The sequence below is a fragment of the Streptomyces sp. NBC_00083 genome (assembly GCF_026343295.1).
Taxonomy (GTDB): Bacteria; Actinomycetota; Actinomycetes; order Streptomycetales; family Streptomycetaceae; genus Streptomyces.
This window is the reverse complement of record NZ_JAPELY010000002.1, coordinates 1-11,933: the sequence shown is the minus strand read 5'-3', so window position 1 is coordinate 11,933 and position 11,933 is coordinate 1. Positions and strand designations below refer to the sequence as shown.

The 11,933-nt window shown below is 66.3% G+C and carries 8 protein-coding genes and 3 rRNA genes; all 11 read right to left on the bottom strand.

From position 1 onward, the window contains the following. Positions 1–26: 26 nt before the first annotated feature. Positions 27–1,163, bottom strand: coding sequence for a lysophospholipid acyltransferase family protein (locus OOJ98_RS16475; RefSeq protein WP_267055666.1), 1,137 nt, complete (start codon positions 1,161–1,163; stop codon positions 27–29). Positions 1,164–1,177: 14 nt separating this feature from the next. Continuing rightward, positions 1,178–2,236, bottom strand: a complete 1,059-nt coding sequence (locus tag OOJ98_RS16470; RefSeq protein ID WP_267055665.1) for an NAD-dependent epimerase/dehydratase family protein — start codon at positions 2,234–2,236, stop codon at positions 1,178–1,180. A 225-nt stretch (positions 2,237–2,461) separates the two neighbouring features. Next, positions 2,462–2,560, bottom strand: a complete 99-nt coding sequence (locus tag OOJ98_RS16465; RefSeq protein ID WP_003948845.1) for an AURKAIP1/COX24 domain-containing protein — start codon at positions 2,558–2,560, stop codon at positions 2,462–2,464. A gap of 121 nt (positions 2,561–2,681) precedes the next feature. Beyond that, on the bottom strand, positions 2,682–2,894 hold the full coding sequence (locus OOJ98_RS16460; protein ID WP_162952545.1) for a helix-turn-helix domain-containing protein: 213 nt from the start codon (positions 2,892–2,894) through the stop codon (positions 2,682–2,684). Between the two features lie 128 nt (positions 2,895–3,022). After that, positions 3,023–3,838 (bottom strand): phosphatase, encoded by an 816-nt coding sequence (locus OOJ98_RS16455; RefSeq protein ID WP_267055664.1) that lies wholly within the window; start codon positions 3,836–3,838, stop codon positions 3,023–3,025. A 773-nt stretch (positions 3,839–4,611) separates the two neighbouring features. Then, the gene (locus tag OOJ98_RS16450; protein WP_267055663.1) at positions 4,612–5,787 is read right to left on the bottom strand and encodes an acetoin utilization protein AcuC; all 1,176 of its coding nucleotides are present in this window, start codon (positions 5,785–5,787) and stop codon (positions 4,612–4,614) included. Further along, the gene (locus OOJ98_RS16445) at positions 5,756–6,955 is read right to left on the bottom strand and encodes an MFS transporter (protein ID WP_267055662.1); all 1,200 of its coding nucleotides are present in this window, start codon (positions 6,953–6,955) and stop codon (positions 5,756–5,758) included. Before OOJ98_RS16445 ends, OOJ98_RS16450 begins: the two co-directional genes overlap by 32 nt. 43 nt (positions 6,956–6,998) lie before the next feature. Then, on the bottom strand, positions 6,999–7,643 hold the full coding sequence (locus OOJ98_RS16440) for an HAD family phosphatase (RefSeq protein ID WP_267055661.1): 645 nt from the start codon (positions 7,641–7,643) through the stop codon (positions 6,999–7,001). A gap of 73 nt (positions 7,644–7,716) precedes the next feature. Then, a 5S ribosomal RNA gene (gene rrf / locus OOJ98_RS16435) occupies positions 7,717–7,833 on the bottom strand. An 89-nt stretch (positions 7,834–7,922) separates the two neighbouring features. Next, positions 7,923–11,052, bottom strand: a 23S ribosomal RNA gene (locus OOJ98_RS16430). Positions 11,053–11,336: 284 nt separating this feature from the next. Further along, positions 11,337–11,933: ribosomal RNA gene (locus OOJ98_RS16425) — 16S ribosomal RNA — on the bottom strand; the annotation flags it as partial.

Sequence of the window (11,933 nt, the reverse complement as noted above, 5' to 3'; positions counted from 1 at the left end):
CGGAAGAACCGGCCTCAGAAGGACCCTCAGAAGAACACGGACCGCCGCTGCACGAGCAGCTTGTACAGCGTGTGCTGGATCTGTTCGCGCACCTGGTCGGTGAGGTTGAACATCAGCATCGGGTCCTCGGCGGCCTCCGGCGGATATCCGTCCGTCGGGATGGGCTCGCCGAACTGGATGGTCCACTTCGTGGGCAGCGGCAGCAGACCCGCGGGGCCGAGCCAGGGGAACGTCGGCGTGATCGGGAAGTACGGGATGCCGAGGAGCCGGGCCAGCGTCCTGGAGTTCCCGATCATCGGGTAGATCTCCTCGGCCCCCACGATCGAGCACGGCACGATGGGCGTGCCGGCCTTGAGCGCGGTCGACACGAACCCGCCCCGCCCGAAGCGCTGGAGCTTGTACCGCTCGCCGAAGGGCTTCCCGATGCCCTTGAACCCCTCGGGCATCACGCCGACGACCTCGCCGCGTTCGAGCAGCGCCTGCGCGTCCTCGGAACAGGCGAGCGTGTGCCCGGCCTTGCGGGCCAGTTCGTTGACGACCGGCAGCATGAACACCAGGTCGGCCGCGAGCAGCCGCAGATGGCGCCCGGCGGGGTGGTGGTCGTGCACGGCGACCTGCATCATCAGGCCGTCGAGCGGCAGCGTCCCGGAGTGGTTGGCGACGACGAGCGCCCCGCCCTCGGCGGGAATGTTCTCGACGCCCTTCACCTCGACCCGGAAGTACTTGTCGTAGAACGGCCGCAGGACCGACATGAGGACCTGGTCGGTGAGTTCCTCGTCGTAGCCGAACTCGTCGACGTCGTACTCGCCGGTGATCCGCCGCCGCAGGAACGCCAGGCCGCCCGCGATCCGCTCCTCCCAGCCGGCGCCGCCCCGCTCGGCGGGCGCGCCCTCGCCGGCGCCGGACGTCGACCCGGTACGGTCCTCCGCCCCGGAGGCCTCCTCGCGGCTCGGCCCGCCGGATGCGGGGCCCCGCCCTCCGGAAGGGTGCTCCGCGGCCCCCTGCGGGCCCGGCAGGGCACTGACCGGGGCCGCGGGGCCCGGGACCTGCGGGCTGCCCTGCTCGGCCTTGCGGCGGCCCGCTGCGGGGCGCCTGCGACCGGGCCGCTGCGCGCCCTGGCGCGAGCGGTCGTCGTCGAACGGGATGACCTTGGCGTCCGCCATCGTTGGTGCGCTCCTCATTCCGCGTTCGAAGGGGTGGTGGCCCCGGTGGCCACCCGGTCCGCGACCCGGTCCACCGCCCTGGCCAGCGCGTCGGGCGGCAGCAGGCCCGGCCCCCGGCTCCGGGCGAAGTCCGCGAACGTCTCGACCGTCGAGTACTTGGGTTCGTAGCCCAGTGTCTCGCGCATCTCGGTGGTGCTGACCACCCTGCCGTGGGTGAGCAAACGAATCTGCTCGGGCGAGAAGTCGGTCACCCCGACCGTCCTCAGCGCGGTCCCGACCCAGCGCACCGCGGGGAGCAGCACCGGCACCGTGGGCCGTCCGAGCCGACGCGAACACTGCGACAACAGGAGCACGCCCTCACCGGCGACGTTGAACGTGCCGCTGTTGAGCGTGCCGCGCCGGGCCTCGCCCGCGGCGATCCGGAGCACGTCGATCACGTCGTCCTCATGGACGAACTGGAGCCGCGGGTCGTAGCCGAGCACCGTCGGCAGGACCGGCAGCGAGAAGTACTCGGCGAGCGGCGAATCGGCGCTCGGGCCGAGGATGTTGGCGAAGCGCAGCACGCACACCGCGACGTCGGGGCGGCGCCGGGCGAAGCCGCGCACATACCCCTCGACCTCGACGGCGTCCTTCGCGAACCCGCCGCTCGGCAGCGACTTGGGCGGCGTCGTCTCGGTGAACACCGCGGGGTCGCGCGGCGCGGACCCGTACACGCTGGTACTCGACTTCACGACGAGCCGCTTGACCGTCGGCGACTTCTGGCAGGCGCCGAGCAGCTGCATCGTGCCGATGACGTTGGTCTCCTTGACCGAGGTGCGCCCGCCGCCCGAGCCGAGCGGCGTCCCGGTCACGTCCATGTGCACCACGGTGTCCACGCCGAACTCGGCGAGCACCTTCGCGATGGCCGGCTGACGGATGTCCGCCTGGACGAAGTCCGCGGCACCCAGACGATGGCCCGGCCGGACCACATCGACCCCGATCACCCGGTCGACCTCGGGGTCCCGCTGGATGCGCCGCACGAGACGGCCCCCCAGCTGCCGGGCCACTCCAGTGACGAGCACGACCTTCCCCAAGATCAGCGCCTTCCTTCGGCCTTCGGTACGCCCCTACCGCCTGTGCCCGCAACCGTAGCGGCTGGAGGGAGCACGGCGGCGGTCCCGTACGCGCGCTTGGCCGAGAAATCGCGTCCGGGAATCCGCACCCGGGAATCGGTGCCCAAAAAATCCGTGTCCGGCTACGCCACAGCCCTCCCGCCGACAATGCGGCGGGAGGGCTGTGATCTCACGAACTGCGTTCGCTTACTTCTTGTTGCGACGCTGAACGCGCGTGCGCTTGAGCAGCTTGCGGTGCTTCTTCTTGGCCATCCGCTTGCGCCGCTTCTTGATAACAGAGCCCACGACTACCCTCGCTCACTTCTTCTCACTTGGTGCGGGGCGTCTGGGCCCACACGACCTACGTCGGCCTAGCCTACCTGCCGCCGAGTGAGGGACGTAATCCGAGGGGAACGCGCAGCTCCCTTCAGGCCGTCTCCACCCCCACAAAGGACTCGCGGAGATACTCGTGAACTGCTTGCTCCGGGACCCGGAAGGACCTGCCCACCCTGATCGCCGGCAGATGACCGCTGTGCACCAAGCGGTACACGGTCATCTTCGACACTCGCATCACCGAGGCGACTTCCGCCACGGTCAGGAACTTGACCTCGTTGAGAGGCCTGTCACTCCCAGCAGTCATGACCCACCTGTACCTTCCGCACCGAACGCGCACCGGCTTCCCCTCCGGTGACTCAACGTCGCTGTGCGCTCACTCCCCAGACTAGGGGCGGGTGGTGCGAGTGGGGAAGAGGAGCCCCGGACGGCCGCCTACTGTGACAGACACGCTCGATTGAGTACATAGCGAGTAAGCGGCCGGTAGTAATCGGACCGCACGGCGTCATCAAGCGGAACGGCCACGGCCACTCTCCCCTCGGCCTCGCCGACGAACAGCGCGGGGTCGTCCGTGTCCGCCAGGCCGACCGCCTCAATACCGAGCTGACCTGCTCCGCAGACCCATCCATGGTCCCCGATCACAAGATCGGGAACCCGCCCGGAGCGCCCCGCCGAGGCCCCCAGGGCCAGCCGAACCGGGAGCGGAGAATGGGAGTGCGCGCCGGTCTGACTCCCGGCCCCCCGCGCGCCGGGTTCCCGCACCAACGCGACTCCCCGTACGTAGTCAAGGTTGTACGTACGTACGCCGAACCGGGTCGTTATGTCGACAGAGCTACCCTGCGCGGGGGTGAGGACAGGGCATCCCGCCGCCGACAAAGCGTCCGCCAGCGCGGCGTAGAACCCCAGGAGCCGGTGCGGATGCCCGGTCCCGAGCAACACCGCGCCCCGCCGCGCCGCCACCTCTCCGAGCCGGGCCGCGAACGCGTCGAGCCCCGCCAGGGTCCGCTCGGGGTCGATGACATCGGGGCCGCTCACATGGCCCGGGTCGTCGCTGACCCCGCACTTGTCGGCCATGAGCCGCAGCAAGTCCCGCTCGCCCCAGCCCCATTCGGGGTCGAGGCCGAGCATGACACGGGGGTCGCGGGCCGCGAACAGCCGGTAGCTGCGCAGGCTCTCCTCCCGCGAGGTGGCCACCGGCCCGGCCAGCCTGGCCGCCAGAAGATGCGCCCGCAGCGCCCCGATGCTCAACACCCGACGATGCTCCCGCAGCACACCCGGGCCCGCCCCAATTTCGCCCGCGTTCCCCACAGTTGGCGTAACGCCCGCACCCCGGCAGACCCGGCACCCCGCCGCCCCCGGGGAGCACCGCCCGGCCCACGCAGTTCCCCGCGCCCCTGGGAGGGCCGCCCTCGGCAGGACGCCGCCCCCGAGCACTTCACCCGGCCCGGCTGCTCGACTCCGGCCCGTGGGGGCCCCTTCAGCCCGTCCGGCTGCTCGGCCCCGGCCCGTGGGGCCCCCTTCAGCCCGCCCGGCTGGTCGGCCCCGGCCCGTGGGGCCCCCTTCAGCCCGCCCTGCTGCTCGACTCCGGCCCGGGGGCCCCCTTCGCCCCGTCCGGCTGTTCGGCCCCGGCCCGTGCGGGCCACCTCAGCCTGTCCGGCGTTTGAGGACGAGCGCCTTTCGGGCGCGAACGGGGTCTGGGGCGGAGCCCCAGCAACCCCGCCTTCGTCTGCGGACCGTGCCCGCGACTCGCGCAGTTCCCCGCGCCCCCAAGTGGGTCGACCTCGGCAGGGTGCTGACCCCGAGCATCTTCAGCCCGTCCGGCGATTGAGGACGAGCGGGGTCGAGGCGTGAAACGGGGTCTGGGGCGGAGCCCCAGGCAACCCCGCCTTCGGCTGCAGACCGTGCTCGCGTCCCGCGCAGTTCCCCGCGCCCCTAGGTGAGTCGACCTTGGCAGGGTGCTGACCCCGAGCATCTTCAGCCCGTCCGGCGTTTGAGGACGAGCGGGGTCGAGGCGTGAAACGGGGTCAGGGGAGGAGGCCCCGCAGCGGGAAGGCCGATCGGCGCGTCGCGAGCACCGCCTGGTCGAGCCGGTCCGCAGGGTCGTACCCCGCATCCCACGACCGCCACGACACCGCCCGCCCATCCGTCATCCGCCCCGGCCCCAACTGCCGCGTACGCGCGAACACTTCGTCCCGCCAGGACGAGGGAATCACCGACTCGGGGTCGACGGGCGCATGCCCGGCGATCCCCACCAGATGCGTCCAGGACCGCGGCACCACGTCCACCACCGCATACCCCCCGCCCCCCAACGCGACCCACTTCGCCCCCTCGACGTACTCGTGCGCCAACGCGTGGCACGCCGCCTGCACCTCCCGCTGCGCATCGAGCGAGACGGCCAGGTGCGCCAGCGGGTCCTCGAAGTGCGTATCGGCCCCGTGCTGAGTGACGAGCACCTGTGGCCGAAAATCAGCGATGAGCTCCGGCACCACCGCGTGGAACGCCCGCAGCCACCCCGCGTCCCCCGTCCCCGCCGGCAGCGCGAGATTGACCGCCGAACCCTCGCCGGCCCCGTCCGCACCGGTCTCTTCCGGCCACCCCGTCCCGGGGAACAGCAGCCGGGGATGCTCGTGCAGCGAGATCGTCAGAACCCGGGGGTCCTCCCAGAAAGCCGCCTGCACCCCGTCCCCGTGGTGCACGTCCACATCCACGTACGCGACCCGCTCGACCCCCAGCTCGAGCAGCCGCGCGATCGCGAGCGCCGCATCGTTGTAGACGCAGAATCCGGCCGCCCCGCCGGGCATCGCGTGGTGCAGCCCGCCCGCGAAATTGACCGCGTGCGAGGCCTCCCCCGCCCACACCGACTCGGCCGCCGCGACGGACTGCCCGGCGATGAGCGCGGACGCCTCGTGCATCCCGGCGAACGCGGGATCGTCCACCGTCCCCAGCCCGTACGCCGCGTCGGCCGCCGCGGGGTCGGCGGACGCGGCCCGCACGGCGTCGACGTAGTCCTGCCGGTGCACGAGCCGCAGCGTGGAATCGCCGGCCGCCGGCGCGGCAACGACGTCGACCCGCTGGTCGAGCCCGTACGCCCGCACCAGACCCATGGTCAGCGCGAGCCGTACCGGATCCATCGGGTGGCTCGACCCGAAGTCGTAGCGCGTGACAGCTTCATCCCACATCAACAGTGCGCGGCCGTTCATGTCCGCCACCGTATCGGGCGCCCGCCGAGCCGAACGAGCGGGCGTACACCAGCGTCAGCAGCACCAGGACCATCGGCACCAGCATCGCCCCGCGGTAGCTCCACGCGTCCCCGAGCGCGCCCACGAGCGGCGACCCGACGAGGAACCCCACGTAGTTGAAGATGTTGAGCCGGGCCACCGCCGCGTCGCTGCTGTCCGGAAACAGCCGCCCGGCCGCGGCGAAGGTCTGCGGCACGATCACGCAGAGCCCGAACCCCAGCAGGGTGAATCCGGCCATCCCCACCCAGGGCCCCGGTGCCAGCGCCACCACACCGAACCCGGCCGCCGCCAGCACCGTCCCGAACCGCACCACGGCCGCCGCCCCGAACCGCCGCACCCCGAAGTCCCCCGCGGCCCGCCCGAGCAGCGTGGTGACCATGTAGACGTTGTACGGAACGGTCGACAGCTGCTCGGAGCTCCCCAGCGTGTCCTGGAGGTACTTCGCGCTCCAGTTGGAGACGGTCGAGTCCCCGATGTACGCGAAGCTCATCACCAGGCACAGCGGCAACAGCAGCCGGAACACCACCGGCTTGCCCCCCGGCGTGCCGGTCGCCACCTCCGCGGCCGGCTCCCCGTCCACGTACCACCGGCTCGCGACCAGACACACCGGCAGCAGCACGGCCACGACCGGCAGATACGACGCGAGCAGCGACAGGTGCCAGTGCGCCCCCGCCCACGCCAGCGAGGCCCCGCCGATCCCGCCGAGGCTGTACGAGGCGTGGAACCCGAGCATGATGCTGCGCCCGTACGTGCGCTGGAGGCTGACCCCCAGCATGTTCATGGACGCGTCGAGCGCCCCCACGGAGAGCCCGAACGCGCCGAGCGACAGCGCGGCCTGCCACATCTGCCCGCCCGCACCTGCGCCGAGCAGCGCCAGGAGCACGGCGGGCTGGGCGAACCGCAGCACCACGCTCGGGCGGACCCGCTTGATCAGCTGCTCGGTGCAGACGCTGCCGGCCCCCGCGAGGATCGGCACGGCCGCGAGGAAGACGGGCAGCAGCCCGTCGGATATCCCGTACTGGTCCTGGATCGCCGGTATTCGGGTCACCAGGAGGGCGAAGGCCATGCCCTGCGCGAAGAAGCTCACCGCCAGGGACGCCCTGCCGTGCCGCAGGCGTGCGTCTGTCATGGCCGCACAGCCTAGGGCCGTTACCTACCCCTGGGTAGATGGATCACCCGAGCAATCCGAGCAGCTGTCCCATGTCGCCGAAGTAGCCGTTGGCCCCGGCGAGCCGCTCGGCCGGCGTCATCGACGTGAACCCGTACACGTCCATCCCCGCGGCCCGCGCCGCCTCCACCCCGAGCCGGCTGTCCTCGACGACGACGCACCGCTCGGGCGCGAAGCCCATCCGCTCGGCCGCGTGCAGGAACAGGTCGGGCGCCGGCTTACCGCGCCCGACATCCTCCGCCGAGAAGATCCACTCGTCCTCGAACCATTCGTCGAGCCCGGTCCTGAGGTGCCCCACCCGGATCCGCTCATGGCTCCCGGACGACGCCACGCAGTACGGCACCCCGTCCGCCACGAGCTTCCCGAGTACGTCCGTGACGCCCGGGACGGGCTGCAATTCCCGCTCGAACGCGGCGAAGATCCGGGCGTGCAGCGTCTCGTCGAAGTCCTCGGGCAGCGTCCGCCCGGTCCGCTCCTGGATGAGGTCGTGGACGCGGTGGACTGCGGCGCCCATGTAGTCGCGGAGGGAATCCTCGTACGAGGTGGCATGGCCGAGCTCGGTGAGATACCCGGCGAGGATCGTGTTGGAGATGGGCTCGCTGTCGACGAGCACGCCGTCGTTGTCGAAGATGATGAGGTCGTAGCGCATGGTTCGACCTTAAACGCAGAAAAGCCCCGCACCACGACCCTGAAGGTCTGGTGCGGGGCTTTTCCCAAAATTTGTTCGGCGGCGTCCTACTCTCCCACAGGGTCCCCCCTGCAGTACCATCGGCGCTGAAAGGCTTAGCTTCCGGGTTCGGAATGTAACCGGGCGTTTCCCTAACGCTATGACCACCGAAACACTATGAAGTTGAACTCGACCAGCACACACCCAAAGGGCATGCGGGAGTTCATTGCTTCAGAACAAACACAGTGGACGCGAGCAACTGAGGACAAGCCCTCGGCCTATTAGTACCAGTCAGCTCCACCCGTTACCGGGCTTCCACATCTGGCCTATCAACCCAGTCGTCTACTGGGAGCCTTACCCTCTCAAGGAGGTGGGAACACTCATCTCGAAGCAGGCTTCCCGCTTAGATGCTTTCAGCGGTTATCCTTTCCGAACGTAGCCAACCAGCCATGCCCTTGGCAGGACAACTGGCACACCAGAGGTTCGTCCGTCCCGGTCCTCTCGTACTAGGGACAGCCCTTCTCAATGTTCCTGCGCGCGCAGCGGATAGGGACCGAACTGTCTCACGACGTTCTAAACCCAGCTCGCGTACCGCTTTAATGGGCGAACAGCCCAACCCTTGGGACCGACTCCAGCCCCAGGATGCGACGAGCCGACATCGAGGTGCCAAACCATCCCGTCGATATGGACTCTTGGGGAAGATCAGCCTGTTATCCCCGGGGTACCTTTTATCCGTTGAGCGACGGCGCTTCCACAAGCCACCGCCGGATCACTAGTCCCGACTTTCGTCCCTGCTCGACCCGTCGGTCTCACAGTCAAGCTCCCTTGTGCACTTACACTCAACACCTGATTGCCAACCAGGCTGAGGGAACCTTTGGGCGCCTCCGTTACTCTTTAGGAGGCAACCGCCCCAGTTAAACTACCCATCAGACACTGTCCCTGATCCGGATCACGGACCGAGGTTAGACATCCAGCACGACCAGAGTGGTATTTCAACGACGACTCCACAACCACTGGCGTGGCCGCTTCAAAGTCTCCCACCTATCCTACACAAGCCGAACCGAACACCAATATCAAACTGTAGTAAAGGTCCCGGGGTCTTTCCGTCCTGCTGCGCGAAACGAGCATCTTTACTCGTAGTGCAATTTCACCGGGCCTATGGTTGAGACAGTCGAGAAGTCGTTACGCCATTCGTGCAGGTCGGAACTTACCCGACAAGGAATTTCGCTACCTTAGGATGGTTATAGTTACCACCGCCGTTTACTGGCGCTTAAGTTCTCAGCTTCGCAACCCCGAAAGGTCACTAACCGGTCCCCTTAACGTTCCAGCACCGGGCAGGCGTCAGTCCGTATACATCGCCTTACGGCTTCGCACGGACCTGTGTTTTTAGTAAACAGTCGCTTCTCGCTGGTCTCTGCGGCCACCCCCAGCTCAGAGAGTAAATCTCATCACCGGTGATGGCCCCCTTCTCCCGAAGTTACGGGGGCATTTTGCCGAGTTCCTTAACCATAGTTCACCCGAACGCCTCGGTATTCTCTACCTGACCACCTGAGTCGGTTTAGGGTACGGGCCGCCATGAAACTCGCTAGAGGCTTTTCTCGACAGCATAGGATCATCCACTTCACCACAATCGGCTCGGCATCAGGTCTCAGCCTTATATGTGCGATCCGGATTTGCCTAGCTGCACGGCCTACACCCTTACCCCGGGACAACCACCGCCCGGGTTGGACTACCTTCCTGCGTCACCCCATCGCTTACCTACTACAAGTCTGGGTCACCGGCTCCACCACTTTCCTTTCCCCGAAGGGTCCGGAACGGCTTCACGGGCTTAGCATCGCCTGATTCAGTATTGGGCGTTTCAAAGCGGGTACCGGAATATCAACCGGTTGTCCATCGACTACGCCTGTCGGCCTCGCCTTAGGTCCCGACTTACCCTGGGCAGATCAGCTTGACCCAGGAACCCTTAGTCAATCGGCGCACACGTTTCTCACGTGTGTATCGCTACTCATGCCTGCATTCTCACTCGTGAACCGTCCACCACTAGCTTCCGCTGCAGCTTCACCCGGCACACGACGCTCCCCTACCCATCCCAGCAGGCGTTGGCCCTATATGCTGGAATGACACGACTTCGGCGGTACGCTTGAGCCCCGCTACATTGTCGGCGCGGAATCACTTGACCAGTGAGCTATTACGCACTCTTTCAAGGGTGGCTGCTTCTAAGCCAACCTCCTGGTTGTCTCTGCGACTCCACATCCTTTCCCACTTAGCGTACGCTTAGGGGCCTTAGTCGATGCTCTGGGCTGTTTCCCTCTCGACCATGGAGCTTATCCCCCACAGTCTCACTGCCGTGCTCTCACTTACCGGCATTCGGAGTTTGGCTAAGGTCAGTAACCCGGTAGGGCCCATCGCCTATCCAGTGCTCTACCTCCGGCAAGAAACACACGACGCTGCACCTAAATGCATTTCGGGGAGAACCAGCTATCACGGAGTTTGATTGGCCTTTCACCCCTAACCACAGGTCATCCCCCAGGTTTTCAACCCTGGTGGGTTCGGTCCTCCACGACCTCTTACAGCCGCTTCAACCTGCCCATGGCTAGATCACTCCGCTTCGGGTCTAGAGCGTGCAACTATGTCGCCCTATTCGGACTCGCTTTCGCTACGGCTTCCCCACACGGGTTAACCTCGCTACACACCGCTAACTCGCAGGCTCATTCTTCAAAAGGCACGCAGTCACGACTGTATGTGCAAGCACATACAGCGACGCTCCCACGGCTTGTAGGCACACGGTTTCAGGTACTATTTCACTCCGCTCCCGCGGTACTTTTCACCATTCCCTCACGGTACTATCCGCTATCGGTCACCAGGGAATATTTAGGCTTAGCGGGTGGTCCCGCCAGATTCACACGGGATTTCTCGGGCCCCGTGCTACTTGGGTGTCTCTCAAACGAGCCGTTGATGTTTCAGCTACGGGGGTCTTACCCTCTACGCCGGACCTTTCGCATGTCCTTCGCCTACATCAACGGTTTCTGACTCGTCCTCGTCAGCCGGCAGACTGATGAAAGAGAGATCCCACAACCCCGCATGCGCAACCCCTGCCGGGTATCACACGCATACGGTTTGGCCTCATCCGGTTTCGCTCGCCACTACTCCCGGAATCACGGTTGTTTTCTCTTCCTGAGGGTACTGAGATGTTTCACTTCCCCTCGTTCCCTCCACATACCCTATGTGTTCAGGTATGGGTGACAGCCCATGACGACTGCCGGGTTTCCCCATTCGGAAACCCCCGGATCAAAGCCTGGTTGACGGCTCCCCGGGGACTATCGTGGCCTCCCACGTCCTTCATCGGTTCCTGGTGCCAAGGCATCCACCGTGCGCCCTTAAAAACTTGGCCACAGATGCTCGCGTCCACTGTGCAGTTCTCAAACAACGACCAACCACCCATCACCCCCACCATTCAGTGGAGTTCACTGGGGCCGGCACTAGAAGGCAGCCTCTCGGCCGTACCTTCAGATACCCAACAGCGTGCCCGGCCCTCTCCATCGCCCCGATCCGTTTTCCACGCTCCGAAGAGCAGTACTAGCGGCCCGAGTTGACCAAGAGTGCCGAATAGTCAACGTTCCACCCATGAGCTGACCGTGCAGAACATTTGTCTGCAGACGGTGCTGTGCTCCTTAGAAAGGAGGTGATCCAGCCGCACCTTCCGGTACGGCTACCTTGTTACGACTTCGTCCCAATCGCCAGTCCCACCTTCGACAGCTCCCTCCCACAAGGGGTTGGGCCACCGGCTTCGGGTGTTACCGACTTTCGTGACGTGACGGGCGGTGTGTACAAGGCCCGGGAACGTATTCACCGCAGCAATGCTGATCTGCGATTACTAGCAACTCCGACTTCATGGGGTCGAGTTGCAGACCCCAATCCGAACTGAGACCGGCTTTTTGAGATTCGCTCCGCCTCGCGGCATCGCAGCTCTTTGTACCGGCCATTGTAGCACGTGTGCAGCCCAAGACATAAGGGGCATGATGACTTGACGTCGTCCCCACCTTCCTCCGAGTTGACCCCGGCAGTCTCCTGTGAGTCCCCATCACCCCGAAGGGCATGCTGGCAACACAGAACAAGGGTTGCGCTCGTTGCGGGACTTAACCCAACATCTCACGACACGAGCTGACGACAGCCATGCACCACCTGTATACCGACCACAAGGGGGCGACTATCTCTAGCCGTTTCCGGTATATGTCAAGCCTTGGTAAGGTTCTTCGCGTTGCGTCGAATTAA